Origin of the sequence: Mangrovibacterium diazotrophicum (assembly GCF_003610535.1) — a bacterium.
GTDB classification, from domain to species: Bacteria; Bacteroidota; Bacteroidia; order Bacteroidales; family Prolixibacteraceae; genus Mangrovibacterium; species Mangrovibacterium diazotrophicum.
On record NZ_RAPN01000004.1, the window covers coordinates 197,096 to 218,282 of the forward strand.

Here is a 21,187-nt window from a genome sequence, read left to right on the forward strand (position 1 = left end):
GGGAAAATTGGGGTTATCCTCTCACTCCAATTGCGGTACTCTTTTGATATTCCCGCTCAAGATCATCTTCTCCGTTTTCTTTGAGGTATTTGATGATGCTGTTGTTGATTTGTTGAAAAAAGCCTGGTTCGTCGGATTTGTAAGGCGGAATGATTTCAACGATTTTGTGACTTTGGTAGCTTTCCTTCAGTAAGGATGTCTTTTGCCTTTCCGCAATTTTCTGCTCGGCCAGCGATGGGTCTTTAACCGGAAATGCGAAATACATGCTGTAGTTTCCGCATTCCTTGTTTTGGTAGGTTTCCTGGTAAATAATCAGGTAGTCATCGGGTTTCAGGTTGATATCTTTAATCCGAACAGTATTTTCCGAGTTGGCGGTAATGTGGCTCTTTTTTACTTCCAAAATCTTTTTCCGGGTTTCGTACGGTAGTTTCGATGGGAGGTGAAAGGTTTCGTATCCCGCATCGGTTTTGCAAGCCCAGCTTAGTTTTTTTTCTTTAATAAGTACAAAACAAGTTGTTTGTGACATACCCATGAGTGGCAATGCCAGCAACATGAACAACGTGCAGTAAAGGTGTTTTTTCATTGAATGGGGTTTTGGTGTGTGATCAAGTTTGGGTGTAGGAAATGAATGTTTTATTGGGGGCGAACATCGAAGACATAGCCGGAACCGCAATAAGGCTGCTGCGAAAATCGGCTGTGGGATACCGGGTTGGGGAATCTGGAATGAATTGCTCGTTCCTGTTCCGTTTGTTCCCGAAACGAGGTTTCTAATGCGGCGATTTTTCGGTAATCGCCGTAAAGTTTTATCCCTATTGCGGTGGCAATTGTCAGGAATAGGATTTTAAGTCCGGTTTTGCTTTTTAGAATATTTTCCATCGCTCTTCGTTTTGTGCAAAACAATACCAGCCTGATTTCATGGTGTTTTGAAATCAGGTACGGTGTTGCCCTTCCTAAAGGGCTATTTCTTGTTTTGGTTTGTTGCGTTAAATACCAGTTACAACTGAAAATTGGTCTTCTCCAATTGTTACTTCAAAAGAACGATTCCAAATAAGTACCTGCAATACTCAATTTGAGTATTTTGAGTATTGTCAGGTAAAAAAAATATTCGGGAATTACCGGTTTGGTTGAACGATAATTAGTAGAGTTGATGGCTTCGAACGTATGCAATCAATTCCCCGGTTGAGCCGAGATTCAGTTTCTTCAGAATATTTCGACGGTGGGTATCTACCGTGTGTGAACTGATATGAAGAATGTTTCCAATTTCTTTGCTGGTTTTCTTCATCGAGAGGAAACGGATAATATCATTTTCCCTGTTCGACAACCCGTTGGATATTGCGCGTTGAGAATAGTTTTGGCTGTATAGGGTTTCGTACTCCTTTTCCTCGTTCAAACATTTGACGGTTGCCTTTATAGGGAGTGCTTCACCCTGTCCGATGATGGTGAGGTGTCCTAGACCAATGACTGGTTTGCCGATATCATCGAGCAGTAGCGGCGACTGGTGTTCGAATATGTTGACATAATTTCCCTTTGCCGTGCGAACCCTGAAATTCCAGGTGTATGAGAGGTGCATGCGTTTTTCAGGCTCAACTTCCGTCATTGTAAATACCATGAGATCGTTTAAAACGCCAATCCAAACAGGCAGGTCTTCCGGGTGAAAATGACTTAGCCAATATTCGGCACCGACTGTTTTCATCAGTTGAGGATCCAGGCCCAGGTTTAAACTGAAGTTCTTACTCACAAAAGGAAAATGACTGAGGGTGGTGTTTGTAAGAATAAAGAATGAAAGGCTGGGGGGCATAAATTCATCCATTTCCTTGATCTTCATGATGTGGTTTTTAATTATTCCGTGTTCCAGTTCGCTATTGCTTTGGAAAACCTCGTCGTAAATACTTAAAAGATTGTCGTCAATAGTCATAGTTAGAAGGTACCAGGGGTTAAACTTGCTTTTAGAAAAAATATTGAACAGTAACAGTCGTAAAACGCTAAAAGATTTAGAGATATAGCACTTTTGGATCTATTTAATTATTACTTAACAATCGATATTTTTATCCTTATCAAAATAGAATGAAAACAGGTTGTAGTCTTTATTTATTACTGTTGCTATTTTAATATAGAGATCAAGATGTTAATGATGATTTGTCTTGTTTTTATGAAGCTAATTTTAATCATAATTCTACAGGATTTCTTTTGTTGCGTTCCACGTCTAATTTTGTTTTGACTGTTGCTGTTTTGTGGGAGAGTTGGCGACCGGGGAATAGCAAGTAAAACATAGTTTTTAAATTTTTGCTGAAATGCAGTAACGCCTTGGTTATTTTATTTTTAGCGATCAAATTTTTATCCCTATCTTCGCCCGCTCAATTTCAATTTTATGATGCGGAAAATAGCCGGGAAGGTCCTGGAAAAGCAAGGTTGGAAGGTTGTTGGAGATTATAACGGACTAAAGAAATCGGTTACCGTTTTTGCACCACACACGGCCCATGTTGATTTTTACTACGGAAAGCTTGGTTTTACTAGTTTGGGAATTAAGTTTAAACTGTTGACGAAAAAGGAGATGTTCTTTTTCCCAATGAGTTACATCATGAGGGCACTTGGTGCTGTCCCGGTTCGTGGTGTCAAGGGACAGAATGCGATCTTTCAGATCGTTGAAATGTTTGAAAAGGCCGATGAATTGCACGCCGTTATTTCGCCCGAAGGTTGGATTACGCGTAGAACAAAGTGGAATAAAGGTTTTCTGTATATGGCTCAGAAAGCCAAGGTGCCGATTGTTGTAACCACGCTCGACTACGAAAAAAAAGAAATGGGTGTTGTAAAAGTGATTCACGATACGTCCGATTTTAACGCAGTGATTGCCCAGTTGAGTGATATTTACAAAGATGTTCGCGGAAAGAATCCCGATCAGTTTTCGTTACATGTGCACGAATAGCGTTACTATTCGTCTTTTACCCAACTAAACGCTTGAATATTGATGCCGACATAACAATCGTCGGCGCAGTTGTCGGGTGTGTAGCCGCATAAACTTATTACTCCCGAGGCATCGGTGTCGAAATACAGGCTATTGTTCGACTCATCAACAACCAGGTAATCTTTTACACAGGTTTCGTACAAATCATCAATGGTAAATAAAGGCACACCGGCTGTATGACTTCCGAGACTGTCGCCTGTTTCAGTCCACTCCTCGTAAACAACTTCTTCATTTTCCGGATTATTCATTGAAAAAGCCTGGTATGATCGTTGGCTAACGGTCCCATCTGTAACCGTTAAGGTTGTCACCGAGCGGTATCCCGTCCACGATTCAGAAGTGACGGAATAGACATATGATGTTCCATTTTTTAATTTCAGATTTTCCCAGCGGCTGAAGCTTTCGTCGTACGTAATTCCGCTATCTCCTTTAATGCTGGTCGATTCGGGTGTATCTTCATCACACGCCCAAAGTGTAACGAGAAGAATGACAAAGAGAAAATTGAAATATTTCATAATTGTTTCGGTTGGCCTGTATTAGATCGATGCAAACTGTTTAAAAACGTTGCGTTAAATACAACAAAATTCCTGCCACAATTAGCCGATGCGGACGTTCATTACATCATTTTTTACCCTCTACCGTACGATTTCTCTGCAAACGCTTTAAACGAATCCAGAATGGCTTGCCAGCCCGCTTGTTGCATGTCCGCCGGGTTTTGGTTTTCAGCGTCAAATGTTGTTAGAACCTCCGTTTCCCCGTTTGTCTCCTTAAAAAGCACGGAAACTTTTCTTCCGTCAGCAATTTCGTATTTCAGGCTTTTGTGAGGAATAACTTCGGTGTAGGTGCCTTCAAAATCGAAGCTCATACTCCCGTCTTTGGAAGCCATGGTGTAGCAAAATTTGCCGCCCGGTTTTAGTTCGCTTGTGGCTGCCGGACAATGCCAATCGTCCGATGCATGATTCCAGCGCGTAACCGCGCTTGGTGTTGTGAAATAAAACCAAGCCTTCTCTACCGGTACATTCACTTTGGTTTGCACCGTAATTATGGTTTGTTGTGTTCCCATGATTTAAGCGTTTGTCGTATAATTCACCATCCACTGGATTCCGTACTTATCGGAAAAGCTGCCAAAATAGGCGCCCCAAAACATATCAGCCATGGGCATATGTACTTTCCCACCGTCGGATAAAGCAGTAAACAGGCGGTCGGCTTCCTCGCGGGAGTCGGGCTCGAGATTGAGGTTCACGTTGTTGCCCATGTTAACTTTCAACCCCATTGATTTGGGCATGTCGCAGCCCATCAGGACGAAGTCGCCCATGATTGGTAATGAGACGTGCATAATCAGTTTCTTATCTTCATCGGAAAGGGGAGGCATGTTTTCGGATGGCGGGACATCTGAAAAACGGGAAAACCCGAACGAGTATTCTGTTTTAAAGACTGATTTATAGAATTCGAACGCTTCTTCGGCCTGGCCGTCGAAGTTGAGGTAAACACTTACTTTTGCCATAACTTATCGATTTAGTTGTTTGGTATTGAAACAGGTGGGTGATCTGATTTGTTGACAGGCTGGGATTTAAAAAAGATTAATTGTGCTGGTTGAAAAGTGGTACCTTTAGCTTTGTTAGACTAAAAGAAAAGATTGTGAGTAGAAGTGATCAATTAGCAGAGGATCGGACAAGGCTGGCCAACCTGCGTACTTTCCTGGCTTTTGTCCGCACAGCCATTATGGTTTTCGCCACCGGCATTACCTTTATCAAGTTGTTTTCGGCCGACGAGTCACTGGTCATCATCGGTTGGATGCTGTTGCCGGTTTCGTTGGGGACCCTCGTCGTTGGTTTCATTTTATACCTGAGGATGAACAAGGAACTGAAAGAAACCGGCAAAGATCCTGTCAGCGATTAACGCTCAAATTTTAAATTGACGAAATTTACTGCAGGCATTTGCGAATAAATTAACGCCATCGGATCGATCCTTTAACGAAAAAAGCCCGGAGATTCTCCAGGCTTTCCTTGCTTCTCGCGGGAGTGCAAGTTTTAGTTCGCTGAGATCAACGCTTCTTTCAAAGCCTTGGCAGCAGCAGCAGGATCTTCTGCACCGTAAATAGCCCCTCCGGCTACGGCAACAACAGCTCCTGAGTTTTTCACGCCTTCAATGCTGTTCAGGTTTACACCTCCGGCAATTGAGACGGGTACGCCAGCTCTGGCAGCTTCGTCAATTAGTACCTGGATCGAGTAACCTTCTTTTGCTTGTTCGTCCAATCCGGCGTGCAGTTCTACAAATTCAACCCCCAGTTTAATGACTTCCTGTGCACGTTTTACACGATCGGCAATCCCGATGGTATCTACGACAACGCCACAGTTGTATTCTTTTGCTTTGGCAACAGCTCCGACAATGGTGGCATCATCTACCGATCCGAGGATGGTGATGTAATCCGCTCCGGCTTTAAACGCCATTTCTGCTTCCAGCGCACCGGCATCAGCTGTTTTAAAATCAGCAAATACTTTTTTGTCCGGGAAGGCGGCTTTCATAGCGGTGATTGCACGCAGTCCTTCACTTTTAATCAGCGGTGTACCCAGCTCGATGATGTCGATGTAAGGAGCCACTTTTGTCGCTAATGCAATTGCGTCTTCTGTATTCAGCAAGTCGATTGCTACTTGTAATTTTGCCATAATAATCGTTGTTTAATTGTTTATAATATTGAATTCTATTTGCTATTCCAGGTTGGTGTGACGTTTCCATAACTCGTCGCGGCTCACGCCCGATCCCTGCCACAAATGCTGAATAATGGCATCGAAAAGCAGCAGGAAGGATTGCTCGAACAGGCTGCCCGCATACTGCTGCGAAACCGTTTCGTTTTGTTGCTGCTTTCCGGCCGCCGGAATGGTAACACAGTGATTGGCCAATTGTGCCAGCGGCGATGCCGGGTTCGTCGTAAAGCAAACGATCGCAGCGCCGCACTTGCGAGCGGTTTCGGCGGCTTTCACAATATTGCCCGTTGTGCCCGATCCAGATCCGGCAATCAGTAAGTCGCCCTCGCCAATGGCCGGGGTGGTTGTTTCGCCTACCACATGTACCTTGTAGCCCAGATGCATCAAACGCATGGCTGCGGCTTTAATCATGAAGCCGGTACGACCAGCGCCCAACAGGAAGATTGCGTTTGCTTCGCGGATTGCTTTCACAATGCCCGGTACTTCTTCAAACTGAAGCTGACTGAACAGCTGTTGATGTTCGGAAAGAATCATCTCCAGTGCTTCGTGGATGGCAGCTGTTTCTGTAAGTGTTTCTGTGTGTTCCATTGCATTCATTTGTTTACGAAGCAAAATTAGGTGGCAAAAAAGGACCTGTAGGTACACTATTTGACAGATGTCTGGTATAATTTGCCCATAACGATACAGCTCATGGTGATATCTGGTACTTTTGTGGTACATTTTGGAAATGCGGTAATTTCTCCGCAAAAAAGAATGGAGGAAAAGATGTTAGGGAACCAGGTTTTATACATCCGTAATTTGGATAATTGTCCGCCTTCGTATTTGGAAGATCCGGCCCGAAGAGAGTTTTTCGAGATTGTTTGGTTGCGCGACGAAGAGGCTTTGCATGTACCGCAGCATTCGTTTCAAACTTTACGCGGCGATTGGATCTACCTGATCCCACCTTACCGGGTGCACCAGCTCAATAAAGCCGGCAAAAAGGGAGTGCTTATTTCGTTTAAACGTGAACTGGTTGAAGGGGACTTGAAGGAGTTCCTGCTCGATGTGTTTCGCATCTTTAACATCCAGGGCGAATTTTCCTGTTTGCAGTTGAACGAGCAAACTTCCGCGGGGCTGGCTTCTGTTTTCCGGTTGTTGCTGGAAGAATATGAAAAGAAGGAAATGCAGCTCGTGATGATAAAAGCTTTGCTGAAGGTCTTTCTACTGAAATTGATTCAGTTGAAAGAGGAGCATTTTACCCGGCAGGACATCAACGAGAAACGCATTTACGAGTTTATGCTCCTGCTCGAAATGAATTACCTGAACGAACGCACGGCTGATTTTTATGCGGATAAATTGGGAATCAGTGCCAAGCGACTCAATCAAATATTGAAGGAGAAACTGGATAAAACAGCGGTGCAACTGATTCACGACCGGGTGGTGCTGGAAGCCAAGCGGCAAATTATTCACAGCGAAAATACCATTAAGGAAATTGCCTTCAACCTGGGATTTAAAGACAGCTCGTACTTCAGCCGGTTCTTCAAACAACTAACCCGTCAAACGCCGCAGGAATTTCAGCAAAATGTGAAGGAATATGTGCGCACAAATGATAATACGTTGATCAACTGAATTTACCGGGTGACTTCAAGCCACCCGGTAAACAAATATTTTTAGATTAAAAGCAATAGCTAAGTGTTAATACTGCTGCATCGTTTGACAATCCAAATCCGAATGATTCTCTTGTTTGTTCATCGTCATAGGTATCGCTTTTATTGTAATAGAAAGCAGGTGTTAATTCTGCGGAGAACTTTATCTGGTCTGAAATACGGTACGAAAGTCCCGCAATGAAATTGAAGTAAGCCCAGTAGTTTTTGACTTCTCCAGAGGCATACGGCTCATTGTCATACTTGTACTTGTCGTATATGCCCTCTAACTCGAGTCCATAGTAAAAATCGAGTTGCTGGTTGATTGTTACCGGTTTTTCAATACCAAATGCCAAACCGGCTCCCCAACTATTCATTTTGTATTCATAGGTGTCGTTTATGTTTGCGTTGGTGTGCTTAACTCTTATGCCCGATAGTCTGTAGCGTAGTTCTTGGTTTCCAAATTTATAGGTTAATCCGAAATTGTCGAGATTGCTAAAACGCAAACCTACTTCGTTGTGTTTTTGGGTGTCTTGAGCTAATATGCTTAAAGGGAAGCTACAGCCGATGAGAATTAGTATAAGAACGATATTTTTTGAATTCATACTGGTGCTGTGGTTAGTTGTTAAAATTGGTAGGCTAGTGTTAGACCAACCTGGTTGGTGTTCAGGTAAAAATTCCAATAGTCAGATTCGCTGCTCCCAGTCGTTTTTTGGTAGTAAATATTTGGTACAAATTCAGCAGACAGTGACAACGTTTCTGCCAATTGGTAGCGAAAGCCAATAATAGCTCCCAAGCCTATACCGTGTTGGTTTTGAATAGTCTCGTTCGCAGGAACCTCCGTTTTGTTTTTGTCCCTAGTGTACAGTAAATTAATTTCCGGACCATAGTAGAATCCAAAATTATCGGCTAACGGTTTGTGTTTTTCAAGACCGGCACCAAGCTGAACTCCCCAATGGCTGTTTGAATTCTGTTCCTGACTGTCGGGATAGTCGGATTTGTTGAAGCTCAATGCGGTCGTTGTAAAACGGTATCGAATATCGTCGTGACCGACTTTATATCGAAGACCAAACTGGTCAACGTTTTGAAAATAAAGACCAACCTCGTGAATTTTTTCACTCTCCTGGGCTTGGACAGCGAAACCAGCTGCTAAAAACAACAGGCAAATCAGGACTCTTTTCATCGTTATTGTTTTACGGTTTTTGAGGTGAAATTATGATTTTTTTGTTCATGTTTCATAATGTATCTATGTTTTAACAAAAATTAATAGGCATAAAAAGAGGGAATTGGAAATAAAATAAGTGCCAATTCCCTCTTGTCTATTATTCGATTACTGTTACCTTAAAAATAGTTTTTTGATAAGGATTATTTTCAACCACGTATTTCTTTCCATCCCAAATAAGTTGAACTCTTTGTCGCTCGCTGTCGTTGGGTAAATAGATTTCTGCCGTTGTGTTCTTGCCGGTTTTTCCGAATACTATCAACTCCAACTCCGACCAGTCCATAAACTGGGTGCTCTGTGCCAGTTTAATGTGTGGAATTACAGCTCCTTTACGTACCAACATCACAATTGGGATTTCGCCCGGAGCAATAGTGTGCCAGCCGGCGCTGTAGGTTTTGCCACTTTGGTAGTCGATCCACTCTCCGCCGGGCAGGTAAACCGCTCGCGGCGCAATCTCCTCGAACAGCGGTGCCACCAGGATGTCGCGTCCAAACAGGTATTCGTTATCGATGAGCCAGGATCCCGGATCATTTGGATACTCGACAAACAGGGCGCGCATCATCGGCAATCCTTTTTCAGTGCACTCCTTGGCCTGCTCCAAAATGTAGGGCATCAGCTCGTATTTCAGATCAACGCTTTTGCGGAATTCATCCTGGAATTCCTTGCCGTATTCCCAGGGCTCTTTCGGTGGCGCTCCGTGGCAACGACTTTGCGAGGTCAGCATGCCGAAAGGCGTCCAGCGGCGATACAGTTCTTTGGGTGTTTGCAGCACAAAGCCGCCAATGTCGTGGCTCCAGAACGAAAAGCCCGACAGACCCATGCTCAAACCGGCATGCAACGTTCCTTCCATAGCCACGTTGGTATTGGCCGCGTCGCCGCCCCAATGCAGTGGGTAGCGCTGACTGCCGGCCCAGGCTGCACGGGCCCAGATGATGGCATCGCCGGTTACTTCCTTGGTAATGTCGGCCACCGCTTTGTTGTAGCGCAAGGGGTAGAGGTTGTGCTCGTAGAAGCCGGTTTTGCCCGACGCAAAAATACCGCTCGCCGGAGCTGCTTCGCCAAAGTCAACTTTAATGACACTCACGCCCTGTTTCAACAGGCCGGCAATTTTTCCTTGGTACCATTCTACTGTGTTCGGATTCGAAAAGTCGAGTGTGGCATCTTCGTAAGGCAGGTTGCCTTTGGCATTTTTCACATATAGCCCTTTGTCGATAATTTCGTTGAAGAGCGTGTTCTTTGGCGTGAAGTAGGGCAGTTGCCACAAGCAGGTTCTGAAACCTTCGTCTTTCAGGTCGGCAATCATCTGCTCAGGATCGTCGAAGCGTGAAGGGGAGAACTCGTAGTTGCAACGCCAGTCGGTTTCGAACCAGCCAGTGTCGAAGTGGATCACATCGCTGGGGATTTTGTTTTCGCGAAGCTCTTTAGCCACGCGACGGCCGTCAGCCTCCGAGAAATAAGTGATGCGGCTCATCCACAATCCGAACGACCAGAGCGGAGGCATGCTGGACTTTCCGGTCAGATTGGTGTATTCGTCCAAGATGTCTTTGGGTTCTCCCAGGAAGACAAACAGGTCGAGCGATTCGTCACCGATCATCAAATTGGTTTCGGCGCTGTAGTACTTCCCGAAATCGCAGGTAATGGGGCTCGACGTGTGCATAAACATCCCGTAACCGCGACTGCTCATAAAGAAAGGAATCGGTTTGTACATCGTTTCGTTTTGAGTACCGTTTGCGTCGTCGGTCCATAAAATCACTTTTTGCCCGCGTTTGTCCAAAGCTTTGAAGCTCTCGCCACAGCCAAAGATCTTTTCTCCCGGCGACAGGCGGAACGAAGCAGAGAAGCTTCGCGAGTAATCCGATGAACGGCGCACGTAGCTGAAAGGCATCAGCGGCGTGTAAGTCTCATCATTATCCTTGCGGTTGATGGTTTGCGTCAGCAGTTTCCCGTCTTCGTCGTAGATTTCGAGCCGCCACGGATGCTCGCGAATGATCAACTTTCCAAATTCACTTTGGTACTGATAGCCGCCGTCAATCTTGCTGTATTTCCAGTCGTTTTTATCCTGCGGTGCAAAACCGTCGACCAGCATCAATGAAGGCTCGTCGGGCTTTTCAATGGTGCTGCTGGCCATACGGATGCGGAATGACCTGGGCGAAACAAACTGGATTGAAAATGGCATCGTCGGGTTGGCTTCGTACTCGGTTGTCGGGAATTCGTTTCCGCCGACAGGTTGCAAAAAGGCAAGCATGTTGTTGAAAGCTTGCCGCGTCTGGTAGACGTGGCGTTTGTAGTTCAGCGATCCCTTGCCGGTTGCCGGGTCGAAACTGTCGAGCGAGTCGGCTACAAAGTAGGTGTTGGTGAAGTTCGTAAAGTCTTCACTGATGTCAATCGGCTGATTGAGCAGGTACTGGTTTGCCGGCCCCGAAGCGTAGGGGACCTGTGCTTGCGAAGAAAAAATGCCTGCACCGGCCACGAAGGCCAGTGCAAGCATTTTTGTCTTCCATGCGCTTGTTGGGTTTGATAGATGCATGGTATATACTGTTTGGGTTTATTTTTATAGGTTAAGTTTTTCGAAATTCCAGAGGACTCGTCATTGCGAGGAGGTACGACGAAGCAATCTAAGGTTGAAGAGATTGCTTCGCTCCGCTCGCAATGACGGATGGCGCTGGCTATTCCACTTTAATCTTTTGTTTGAGCTTGTTGTCGGCCGATGAGCTGTTCACCTGCAACACAAAGTCGCCCGGTTCAACAACCCAGTTTTTGCCTTCTTCTGAATAAAAAGCAAAGCAGCTAACCGGAACAGTAATCGATACCTCTTTCGATTCGCCGGCTTGCAAGAGCACTTTGTCAAAGCCTTTCAGCTCTTTGGCAGGGCGCATAACCGAACATTTCGGGTCGGAAACGTACAGTTGGGCTGTTTCGGCACCAGCCACTTTCCCTGTATTTTTTAGGGTGAAGCTGACGGTGATGCTGTCGTCTTTTGCGTATTCTGTTTTATTGGTTTTCAGATCGCTGTACTCAAATGTTGTGTACGACAAACCAAATCCGAACGGGAACTGCGGCTTAATCTTTTTAGTGTCGAACCAGCGGTAGCCTACCAGAATTCCTTCCTTGTAATATTGGTTGATGCTGTCGCCCGGGTAGGACAATTCGCCAAACGAATGTGCTGCGTTGTCTTCCAGTTTTACCGGGAAGCTGAATGGCAATTTCCCCGAAGGATTGACATCGCCGCTGATGACATCGGCTAAAGCGTAACCGGCATCACTGCCGAGGTACCAGGCCTGCATCAATCCTTTCACCTTGTTTAGCCAAGGCATGGCAACGGCATTTCCGCTCACCAAAATAACACCGACATTCGGGTTGGCAGCAATAATACCGTCCAGCAAGGCGTCCTGATTATAGGGCAAATCGTACGACAAGCGGTCACCACCTTCACAGTCCTGGTGGTGGTTTTTGTTGAGGCCACCAACGAACAGAACAATATCCGCTTTTTTGGCCGTTTCAATAGCAGCTTGTTGCAGGCTGTCCTGATCTTCTTTGGGTGGAATCACACGTCCGTAGGCTGAAGGACCGGATGAATAGCCCATGCTGTATAAAATCGTTGCATTGGGGTAGCGTTTTTGAATCCCTTCCAACGGTGATATTTCGTATTGAGCTTTCAGCTCCGATGAACCACCACCAACAGTCATCGACTTGGTGGCATTTTCGCCAATTACAGCAATCGTCAGTTTTTCATTTGGGTTGATGGGGAAGAAGTTGTTGTCGTTTTTCAGCAACACAATTCCCTCTGTCGCAATTTTACGGGCAACATCATGGTGTTCCTGGTTGTTCATTCGGCCCAACGGACGATTGTCACTCATGGTGGTGCGGAACATCAGGCGCAGAATCCGGCGCACTTTGTCGTTCACAACCGACTCGTCGATTTCGCCGCTTTTCAGTTTTTCGTAGAAAGCGTCGGCCAGGTAGTAATCGTTGTAGGCGAAGTCTTTTGATGCTGTCAGCCCGTTTGTCCAGCTACCCATCTCAATGTCGAGGCCATAGAGTGCCGATTCATCCGTGTCATGAGCACTTCCCCAGTCGCTAACCACAACGCCGTCGAAATCCCAGTCGCCTTTCAGAATATCGTTCATCAATACCTTGTTGGTTGTGGCGTGTTGACCGTTGTATTTGTTGTAGGCACCCATCAGCGACCAAACGCCACCTTCTTCAACAGCAGCTTTGAAAGCGGGCAGGTAAATTTCATGAAGCGTACGGTCGTCAACATGCACGTCGATGTGTCCGCGCCATTCTTCCTGGTTGTTCAGCGCGTAATGTTTCACGCAGGCTGAAACGCCGTTTTCCTGAACGCCATGAATGTAAGGCACCACCATTTTGGACGCCAGGTATGGATCTTCGCCCATGTACTCGAAGTTACGTCCATTCAAAGGCGTGCGGTAAATGTTGACGCCTGGCCCCAGCAGAATGTCTTTGCGGCGGTAGCGGGCTTCTTCGCCAATGGCAACACCGTACTCGTGTGCCAGTTCGGGGTTGAAGGTGGCTGCCAAAGCAGTGAGTGCCGGGAATGCGGTGATAGAGTCGTTGGTCCAGCCGGCATAGCCCCAGTTGTCCCAGTTAATTTCGCCGCGAACACCGTGCGGGCCATCCGACATCCAGATTTCGGGAATACCCAGGCGCGGAACACCCGGCGAGCTGAACTTGGATTGCGCGTGGCACATCGCTACTTTTTCTTTCAGCGTCAACTGGCTGAGGATTTGATCTATTTTTTGCTCCATTTCCTGGTCTTTCGACAGGAGTTGAGCAGATGTAATTTGGCTTGCAAAGGCCAGAAGAATGATTAGAATGCGTGTTTTCATTTTTTTATTGGTGTTATTTTATTTCGATTTGAATGGTTGCATCGGTCAATCCCGCAGAAGAAGCAGTTAAGCTTAAAGTGCCCGGATTTTCGTTGGCCTGCACAATAGCGAGGCATTTGCCGTAGAAGGCTTTAATTGTAGAGCCTTTCATAGGTTCGTGGCTGGTTTGATCGCCGTTGTCCACACCGGCAATGAAGCCGTCGCCTTCCAGTTTTAATTGAATTTGATTCATGGCGTTGGGGCACAGGTTTCCGTCAGCATCCAGCACCTCCACGGTAACAAATGAGAGGTCGTATCCGTCGGCAGCGATTTGATTTCGGTCGGCAGTCAGGCGGATTTGCGTGGGGTCGCCGGCCGTATGAATTTCTTTTTCGAGGACCACTTTCCCGTCCTTGCGGGAAACAGCTTTGATTGTACCTGGCTCGAATTTGACTCGCCACATCACATGCATGGCGCCGTTTTCTTTCTTTTTCACCCCTTGCGAAACACCATTGACGAAGAGTTCCACTTCGTCGGCGTTGTTGTAGTAGGCCCAGAGGTCAATCGTTTGACCCGGCTCCCAGTTCCAGTGTGGGAACAAGTGCAGAACGTCTTTATCAGTCCATTCGCTTTGGTACAGGTAATAAATGTCTTTCGGGAAACCTGCCAGGTCGATAATGCCGAAATAAGAGCTGCGTGCCGGCCACCAGTAGGGCGTTGGTTCGCCCAGATAGTCGAAGCCGGTCCACACGTATAGTCCGCTAATGAAGTCGTTGTCGCGCACCATGCGCCACACATCTTCATGTGTGCTTCCCCAAGGGGCGTGGCAGTTGTCGTAAGACGAACATTTATAGGATGGATCGCTGAACGGAACATCCCAGCGCACTGGCCATTTGTAAATGCTGTCGCTCGGCATGCGGTAGTAGCCGCGGGTCATCAGTGCCGACGTACTTTCGGTGACAATGAACGGTTTGCCCGGAAAGTTCTTGGGAACGTCCAAAAACCAGCTCTCGTGATAGTTGTAGCCAATCAGATCGAGCGCGTTGGATTTATAAATATGGTTGTTCGGATTGGGTTCGTTGTTGCCGGTTGTTACAGGGCGTGTTGGGTCCAACGTATGAACGATGTCTGCCAGTTTTTTTGTCAGCATCGAATTGACGCTCATCTCATCGCCACTGGCGAGGCTCGATGGATCGCGCTGAAAATTCAGCAGCAGGTTTGCTTCCTGGGCGTTCAGCGTATCGGCACCGGCGTCGGTCCATTGTTCCAAGACTTCGTTGCCAATGCTCCACATCATCACCGAAGCGTGGTTCCGATCGCGAAGGATGTGATCAGTCAAGTCTTTTTCGTACCAATCCGGAAAATACTGCGAGTAATCGTAAGTCGTTTTGCGCTTGCGCCACATGTCGAAGGTTTCGTCCTGCACAATGAAGCCCATTTTGTCGCAGAGCTGGAGCAGTTCCGGAGCCGGCGGATTGTGCGATGTGCGGATGGAATTGCAGCCCATCGCCTTCAGTATCTCCAGTTGACGCTCCAGTGCGCGGGTATTGATGGCTGCTCCCAGGCAACCCAAGTCGTGGTGGTTGCAAACGCCTAAGATTTTCAGATGCTCGTCATTCAGGAAGAAACCTTTTTCGGCATCGAAGCGGAATGAACGGATGCCAACGGTTGTTTTGTAGTTGTCAACCAATCGTCCGTCTACATAAACTTCGCTGACAGCCGTGTATAAATGAGGTGTTGTGGTTGACCAAAGCTGCGGAGTTGTCACCTCCAGCTTTTGGCTCAACGTTGTGTCTATGCCGGACTCGAGTAGGAAGGGTACCGTCGATTCAGCAACGGAATTTCCGTCCGCATCAACCAAGCGGGTTTTGAGTTCGGCGTTCTTCTGTTCCGGATAGTTATTTTCGATTGTCGTTTCAACATTTACTGTGGCTTTTTCTTTACTCACATGGGGTGTTGTGATGTAAGTTCCCCAATGTGCCACGTGCAAGGGCTTGGTTTTAACCAACCAAACATTGCGGTAAATGCCGGAACCCGAGTACCAGCGCGAGTTGGGCTGTTGCGAGTTGTCGACCCGGACAGCGATGGTGTTTTCTGTGCCAAATTTAATCCAGGGGGTTAGCTCGTAACGGAACGAGATGTATCCGAAAGGCCGCTTGCCTAATAAATGGCCGTTGATGTAAACCTCGCTATTCATATAAACCCCGTCAAAATCGATGAAGATTTGCTTGTTGGCATCGGCTTGATCGAGATAAATTGATTTGCGATACCAACCGGTTCCGCCAGGTAAAGCGCCGCCTCCCGGTGATGCCGGATTGTCTTCGCTGAATTCGCCCTCGATGCTCCAATCGTGCGGAACATTTAAAGTTCGCCAGTCAGCATCATCAAAATCCGGATTTTTAAAATCGGGTTGATCATCTAAAATGAATTTCCAATTGCGGGTAATCTTTTCCGTTTCGCGCACTGGCTGAACCTGCTTGCAGCAGGATTGAATGGCCAGAACGGATACCAAAAGCATCAGTAGCGGAGTAAGTCTCTTCATTGTTTAATCAGGTTTGTCGGCTCGTAAAAGCAACTGTTAAAAGTACAAAAAGTCGTGTGAGCAACCAACTTGTTGGGAGCTGTTTTACACTCGGTGTTGAAAATAGAAAACTCCCTGATGACCGCAAGGATAAAGCGTTTCAAACCACAGCCATTTTACAAAAGCTCCCCCAAATAGAAACATTTCAGACATGGCTGGACCGGGAATTCTTCCGTTTCGGCAGACCGCGAATGGATGAATCATTTCATTTTTTGTCTCAAAAAATCAGATCATGTTGTAATGAATTTGAGATCGGAATGACTGATAGCGTATTCAGTGTGCTGAAGGTGTAATCTGGATTAATTTTAAGTTAGGGTATTCCAAATCAGATTCCTAAAACGGTTAAAACATTATTATTATCTTCGGCATTAATAAAGGGGGAATTATTAATATTTGTAGTTATGGAGAATTTTAAAAAACTAGCATTTCTGCTGGTTAGTATTTTCATTTTTAACTCGGTAGCCTGGGCTCAGAATGATTCGGTTCAGGTTGAAAATGGCTATCATTTTACCGATCTAATCGAATTACCATACACACCTGTAAAAGATCAAAATCGTTCAGGTACTTGCTGGTCTTTTTCAACAATAGCTTTTTTGGAATCGGAGATGTTGCGGATGGGCAAACCCGCTACCGATTTATCGGAGATGTACATTGTTTGGCATACTTATATGGAAAAGGCCGTGAAGTATGTTCGCCTGCATGGAAACATCAACTTTGCGGCGGGTGGTGCTTTTCACGATGTAACGCAGATGATTAAAGAATATGGTATTGTGCCCGAATCGGTTTATGACGGATTGAATTACGGCGAAGAGAAACATGTTCACGCTGAACTTGACCGGATGCTGTTGGAGCAGGTGAAATCGGTGGTCGAGAACGGCAATAAAAAGCTGAGTTCTGCCTGGACGGAAAGCATCAAAGGAACGCTGAACGCATATTTGGGAGAGCTGCCTGATGAATTCAATTATGCTGAACCCGAAAAACAATTGGCTTTTAAGCAAGCTCCGGAAAATAAAAAGAAAGAGTTTGTAGTAGAAGGAAAAACATATACGCCACAGAGTTTTGCCAAAGATTACGTTGGCTTGAATATGGATGATTACGTGGAATTGAGTTCGTTTACACATCATCCGTTTTACGACAAGTTTGTGATCGAAATTCCGGATAACTGGATGTGGGGAGAAGTTTATAACCTGCCGCTGGACGAGTTCATGGAAGTGATCGACAACGCAATCAACACCGGCTACACCGTTGCCTGGGGGGCTGATGTGAGCGAAAAAGGTTTCAGCACTTCACGTCAGGGAGTGGCTGTTGTGCCGGATGTTGACAAAGCCGAAATGTCGGACGCGGAGATTGCCAAATGGGAAAGCCTGTCGGATAAAGAGAAAAGCGCCGAGCTTTACAAATTGGACAAGCCCGGAAAAGAAAAAGAAATTACGCAGCTGATGCGTCAGGTTGGTTTCGACGACTATGAAACGACTGATGACCACGGTATGCTGATCGTTGGAACAGCAAAAGACCAGGACGGTAATTTGTACTACAAGGTGAAAAACTCCTGGGGCGATTACAATAAATATGATGGTCTCTTTTATGCTTCGAAACCTTATGTGGAGTATAAAACCATCAGCATTATGGTGCACAAAGACGCTATTCCGAAAGCCATTCGCGAAAAGCTCAATTTATAAGAAATGCAAGCCTCCTTTTTTAGGAGGTTTTTTTATGACCTCTTTGGTTTGTTTATCAAAAGCTTGATTATTGCCTGAAAGATGAGATCGATCTTCTTGTTGTTTGTTTTTTCGATGCTGACTGTTGGGACTTTTGCCCAGGAAGAGGATTGGACCTGGTGGAATGAAATTAACGGTTGGGAACCGGGGATGCCCAGTTGGCGAACCTTTTTGACCATCAGTCCCGGTTACTTGGGGCCGAATGCTTTGCCCGTTCCGGAGGTGAAAAAAGGATTTGTGGAGGGCAAAAAGCAGGTTGAAATTGCGGGGAATGTTCATTTGCGAAAAGGCGATAATACGCAGGATGTATCCGGACGATTTTATTATCCGTTTGCCGGTAACAAGATTGCCGTTGAGGTTTACGGGGTGATGTTTGAACGCTATGCTTTTTCCGAAGAAGTGCGTGATGAACGTGCGGCCCGCGACAAAGATGGTAAAGGAACCACGATCGGCGATTTGTATTTCAGCACCCAGCTGCAGTTGTGGAAGGACCGCAAATTTCCGGATGCTTTACTTCGGGTTACCATGAAGACAGCGTCGGGCGGAGCGCTGGATGCAGCGCGCTACACGGATAGTCCCGGCTATTTTTTCGATCTGAGTTTTTCCAAGCGTTTTGCGAATTTAAATAATGGTTGGGTGCTTTTGCCATTCGGCTCGCTTGGCTTCTACTCGTGGCAGACCAACGATGATATGAACTGGCAAAATGATGCCTGGATGTACAGTGCCGGTTTTGATTTGGCGAAGGGGAAATGGAATTTCTCCAATTCGCTGGCTGGTTACAACGGTTACAAAAATCAGCGTGATCAACCGATGGTTTATAATTTCGAGCTGAAAAGACAGCTCAAACGGGACGCCCTTCGTTTTCAGCTGACTTATGGCCTGCGCGACTGGACTTACACCAAGTTTACTTTTGCTTACTGTTGGCAGTGGGATTAGCCGTTAACAAAACGGTTAAGTTTGGTTGCAAGCCGATTAAGTTGATTAATTGACCACTAAATTCTTCCCGGCAAACTTCAATGAAACGTAAAAGCATGTTAGTCAGACTGTAATCTGAGCTTCGTAGCTTTGGGGGAGTTAAGATATTCCCCAAAATTCAAAATCATGGAAGGCTCAAACAAAACGTTTCACTTTCTCGAAAATAACGGTTTACGCTGGTTTCTTCTCTCCTATATCTTTTTTCTGATTGCAGGTTTATTCGTGCTGGCAACTACGAACTACGGTGATGTGGTGTTGTACATCAACCAATTTTCGCGGATGGAGTGGGACAGGGCGGTTGACTGGATTACCCGGATTGGATTGGGCAGCACAGCGGTGATCGTTGCTTTGGGATTTGCACTTTACAAGTTGCGCTATACCTTGATGATTCTTTTTAACTTAGCCTTGGTGGGTATCGTCACCGGGATTTGCAAGAACCTGCTTTTCCCCAATGTGGTTCGTCCACTGAAATATTTCGACCCGGAGGTTTTTCATCGTATGGTGCGCCTGTTTGATTATAACCTGCTTCATAGTTTTCCTTCGGGGCACTCCATGACTATTTTTGCCATGATGAGTCTGCTGGCCTATTTTGCCGGTAAAAAATATGCCGGAGTACTTTCCGTCTACGTAGCTGTTATTGTTGGGTTGACCCGCATTTACCTGCTGCAACACTTTTTTGTCGATGTTTTTGTGGGGTCGCTGTTGGGAATAGCTTGCACCTTTACCACGATTTGGTTGGGCGATTATATTGTGAAGCTTCGTTCCCGCCGAGTGTTCGATCACCCTTTCCTCGTTTACCAACTGCGTCGCAGTTTTTCTACTTTTTTCTGGTAATCAGTACCGTTACCGGCGATTCGAAGGTATCCTGCGCCGAAAAGCTAACTTCGGCCGTTTCCGGAAGGTCAATGGCACTGATTTTCTTTTTTGTCGAGATGATCACCCCGTCCGGATACTCGTCAAAAAATGCAGCCATTTCTTCTGCCTCAATTTCCTTAATTTCCCTTTTCAGGTTGAAGGAATAGGATGCGTTGAACTTCTGGAAATAACGGACTTCTTTTCCTTCCAATAAATGAATGCTTTTGGCAACCGGGTTTTGGCTGTCAATTTTAGGGAAAGCCATTCCGAAGAAGACTAGGGCAACCGAAATTCCACCCGCCAGCATCAGGCTTAAAGCTGTTTCGGTTTTCTGTTGGTAGAGGAAAACGACTGCGGCCAGCATCAGTATTGGGAAAAGCAAAAAGTACCAACCAACATTCTTCACTTCATACAGCGCCGGGTCGGTTTGTAGTGCGATTAAAAGAGCCGGAACAAGAATTAGGGAAATCCCTGCTGCCACCCACAAACCAGTACGAAGCGCCTTTTGTTCAAGCAGCTTTTCATTCAAAAACAAAGCGGTTAAAACAGCCAGGTAGGGCAGTGCCGGAACTGTGTAATTGGGCAAACGGGTTTTCGAGAGCATGAAAAAGCCGATGATCGTTAATCCGACGATGAGGTTGAAAAGAACAAATTCGTTATGCCTTTTTTTGAAAGCTTTTACAATGGCCTGCGGCATGTACACCGAAAACGGGAATAGTCCTACCAGCACAAACAGAATGGTAGCCATGAACGTGCCGCCGTGTCCTTCCATTTCCTCGGTGAAACGTCCGAGGTTGTGTTTCAGGAAAAAGCCTTCAGTCCAGGCGCCGTTAGTTTTTATGTGTACCCAAAGAAACCAGGGGAGCGCAATTGCTAAAACCAGCAAAGCTCCTGCAAAAGGATGAAGTTTTCCGATGATCGCCCACTTGAATTGCTTGCTGAAAATAAGGTAAAGCAAGAAAATCAGTCCCGGCAGGGCAATGGCTACCGGACCTTTGGCCAGTGTTCCAAAACCCAAAGCGGCATAAAGTGTCCAGCCGTACAGTGCTTTTTCTTCTTTTAAAAAAAGATAGAACGAGAAAATGGCTGCTGTCATAAAAAACACCAGGTAGGGGTCGGGCACTGCCAGGTGAAACTGAATACTCAGATGCACCGAGGCTAAAAGTACCATGGCTGTCAGCAGCGCCGTTTTCGATCCGGCATATTTCCGGGCAAAGAGGAAAGTGGTTAGTACGGTGAGCGCGCCGAACAGAGCTGAGAAAAATCGCGCTGCAAACGGATTTACGCCATAAACGGAGTAACTGAGCATCATGAAAAAGTAATGCAACGGAGGTTTATCGGTGCGTAGCACCTGGTTGAAGGTGGGCACAATTAAATCGGATCGCTCGAACATTTCGCGAGCGCACTCGGCATTTTTTGCTTCGTCGAGAATGTAAATATTCACGCCGCCGCTATTGGCCAGATAGAGTGCCCAGGCAAGAGCAAATACCAGTAGTGGTAAATATTTCCATTTACTTACGTTAATCAACATCGTTTCTAATTTACAGCATTCCATTGTTTAAAACGAGGGCAAATGTAAAATAATGGCGACGCGTGATTTCCGGATTAATTGAAAACTATTGGAATTGTGGTTGAAAATTAATCCGATCGTTCTGGTCTTATGTTCGGCCTGAAGCTTCTCGAAATGAGTGGATTCTGAGAGTGTTTTGGCATCTGGAATA

Annotated in this window: 20 protein-coding genes; 6 read left to right on the top strand and 14 right to left on the bottom strand. The window is 46.0% G+C overall.

Annotation, left to right across the window (positions count from 1 at the left end):
• Positions 1 to 13: 13 nt before the first annotated feature.
• The 3 genes from BC643_RS20525 to BC643_RS20535 all read right to left on the bottom strand — a co-directional run bounded on the left by BC643_RS20525 (position 14) and on the right by BC643_RS20535 (position 1,915).
• Entirely contained in the window at positions 14 to 583 is a 570-nt protein-coding gene (locus BC643_RS20525; RefSeq protein ID WP_120275162.1) for a hypothetical protein, read from the bottom strand.
• Positions 584 to 633: 50 nt separating this feature from the next.
• Positions 634 to 876: a hypothetical protein gene (locus BC643_RS20530; protein WP_120275163.1), complete on the bottom strand. Its 243-nt coding sequence runs from the start codon at positions 874 to 876 to the stop codon at positions 634 to 636.
• Positions 877 to 1,135: 259 nt separating this feature from the next.
• Positions 1,136 to 1,915, bottom strand: a complete 780-nt coding sequence (locus BC643_RS20535) for a LuxR C-terminal-related transcriptional regulator (RefSeq protein WP_211338158.1) — start codon at positions 1,913 to 1,915, stop codon at positions 1,136 to 1,138.
• Positions 1,916 to 2,368: 453 nt separating this feature from the next.
• Between BC643_RS20535 and BC643_RS20540 the strand changes: the two genes are divergently transcribed.
• On the top strand, positions 2,369 to 2,923 hold the full coding sequence (locus BC643_RS20540) for a 1-acyl-sn-glycerol-3-phosphate acyltransferase (RefSeq protein ID WP_120275164.1): 555 nt from the start codon (positions 2,369 to 2,371) through the stop codon (positions 2,921 to 2,923).
• Positions 2,924 to 2,928: 5 nt separating this feature from the next.
• Here the strand turns inward: BC643_RS20540 and BC643_RS20545 are convergent, their stop codons facing one another.
• From BC643_RS20545 to BC643_RS20555, 3 genes are all read right to left on the bottom strand, one after another.
• Complete coding sequence (locus BC643_RS20545; protein WP_120275165.1) at positions 2,929 to 3,474, bottom strand: hypothetical protein; 546 nt, start codon at positions 3,472 to 3,474, stop codon at positions 2,929 to 2,931.
• Between the two features lie 113 nt (positions 3,475 to 3,587).
• Entirely contained in the window at positions 3,588 to 4,022 is a 435-nt protein-coding gene (locus BC643_RS20550) for an SRPBCC family protein (RefSeq protein ID WP_211338159.1), read from the bottom strand.
• A gap of 3 nt (positions 4,023 to 4,025) precedes the next feature.
• Positions 4,026 to 4,463 (bottom strand): VOC family protein, encoded by a 438-nt coding sequence (locus BC643_RS20555; RefSeq protein ID WP_120275166.1) that lies wholly within the window; start codon positions 4,461 to 4,463, stop codon positions 4,026 to 4,028.
• A gap of 134 nt (positions 4,464 to 4,597) precedes the next feature.
• Between BC643_RS20555 and BC643_RS20560 the strand changes: the two genes are divergently transcribed.
• Positions 4,598 to 4,858: a DUF202 domain-containing protein gene (locus tag BC643_RS20560; protein ID WP_170154643.1), complete on the top strand. Its 261-nt coding sequence runs from the start codon at positions 4,598 to 4,600 to the stop codon at positions 4,856 to 4,858.
• A 131-nt stretch (positions 4,859 to 4,989) separates the two neighbouring features.
• Here BC643_RS20560 and hxlA read toward each other — a convergent pair whose 3' ends face one another.
• Both hxlA and hxlB read right to left on the bottom strand, forming a co-directional pair.
• Positions 4,990 to 5,625, bottom strand: coding sequence for a 3-hexulose-6-phosphate synthase (gene hxlA / locus BC643_RS20565; protein WP_120275168.1), 636 nt, complete (start codon positions 5,623 to 5,625; stop codon positions 4,990 to 4,992).
• Positions 5,626 to 5,667: 42 nt separating this feature from the next.
• Complete coding sequence (gene hxlB / locus BC643_RS20570; protein ID WP_120275260.1) at positions 5,668 to 6,252, bottom strand: 6-phospho-3-hexuloisomerase; 585 nt, start codon at positions 6,250 to 6,252, stop codon at positions 5,668 to 5,670.
• A gap of 165 nt (positions 6,253 to 6,417) precedes the next feature.
• Between hxlB and BC643_RS20575 the strand changes: the two genes are divergently transcribed.
• Positions 6,418 to 7,272, top strand: coding sequence for a helix-turn-helix domain-containing protein (locus tag BC643_RS20575; RefSeq protein ID WP_211338160.1), 855 nt, complete (start codon positions 6,418 to 6,420; stop codon positions 7,270 to 7,272).
• 46 nt (positions 7,273 to 7,318) lie between these two features.
• Here the strand turns inward: BC643_RS20575 and BC643_RS20580 are convergent, their stop codons facing one another.
• From BC643_RS20580 to BC643_RS20600, 5 genes are all read right to left on the bottom strand, one after another.
• On the bottom strand, positions 7,319 to 7,891 hold the full coding sequence (locus tag BC643_RS20580; RefSeq protein WP_120275169.1) for a hypothetical protein: 573 nt from the start codon (positions 7,889 to 7,891) through the stop codon (positions 7,319 to 7,321).
• A gap of 20 nt (positions 7,892 to 7,911) precedes the next feature.
• Positions 7,912 to 8,469, bottom strand: a complete 558-nt coding sequence (locus BC643_RS20585; protein ID WP_120275170.1) for a hypothetical protein — start codon at positions 8,467 to 8,469, stop codon at positions 7,912 to 7,914.
• Positions 8,470 to 8,608: 139 nt separating this feature from the next.
• The gene (locus tag BC643_RS20590) at positions 8,609 to 11,035 is read right to left on the bottom strand and encodes a glycoside hydrolase family 31 protein (RefSeq protein WP_245995036.1); all 2,427 of its coding nucleotides are present in this window, start codon (positions 11,033 to 11,035) and stop codon (positions 8,609 to 8,611) included.
• A gap of 139 nt (positions 11,036 to 11,174) precedes the next feature.
• Complete coding sequence (locus BC643_RS20595) at positions 11,175 to 13,358, bottom strand: beta-glucosidase (RefSeq protein ID WP_120275172.1); 2,184 nt, start codon at positions 13,356 to 13,358, stop codon at positions 11,175 to 11,177.
• A gap of 13 nt (positions 13,359 to 13,371) precedes the next feature.
• Positions 13,372 to 15,879 carry a glycoside hydrolase family 2 TIM barrel-domain containing protein gene (locus tag BC643_RS20600; RefSeq protein WP_120275173.1) on the bottom strand — a complete coding sequence of 836 codons (2,508 nt, stop codon included), beginning with the start codon at positions 15,877 to 15,879 and terminating at the stop codon, positions 13,372 to 13,374.
• 440 nt (positions 15,880 to 16,319) lie between these two features.
• Between BC643_RS20600 and BC643_RS20610 the strand changes: the two genes are divergently transcribed.
• The 3 genes from BC643_RS20610 to BC643_RS20620 all read left to right on the top strand — a co-directional run bounded on the left by BC643_RS20610 (position 16,320) and on the right by BC643_RS20620 (position 19,445).
• Complete coding sequence (locus BC643_RS20610) at positions 16,320 to 17,597, top strand: C1 family peptidase (protein ID WP_120275175.1); 1,278 nt, start codon at positions 16,320 to 16,322, stop codon at positions 17,595 to 17,597.
• Positions 17,598 to 17,678: 81 nt separating this feature from the next.
• On the top strand, positions 17,679 to 18,572 hold the full coding sequence (locus BC643_RS20615; RefSeq protein WP_120275176.1) for a hypothetical protein: 894 nt from the start codon (positions 17,679 to 17,681) through the stop codon (positions 18,570 to 18,572).
• Positions 18,573 to 18,737: 165 nt separating this feature from the next.
• Positions 18,738 to 19,445, top strand: a complete 708-nt coding sequence (locus BC643_RS20620) for a phosphatase PAP2 family protein (RefSeq protein ID WP_120275177.1) — start codon at positions 18,738 to 18,740, stop codon at positions 19,443 to 19,445.
• Here BC643_RS20620 and BC643_RS20625 read toward each other — a convergent pair.
• Positions 19,429 to 20,997, bottom strand: coding sequence for an ArnT family glycosyltransferase (locus BC643_RS20625; protein ID WP_170154644.1), 1,569 nt, complete (start codon positions 20,995 to 20,997; stop codon positions 19,429 to 19,431). The two genes, BC643_RS20620 and BC643_RS20625, sit on opposite strands and share 17 nt — an antisense overlap.
• Between the last annotated feature and the right edge of the window lie 190 nt (positions 20,998 to 21,187).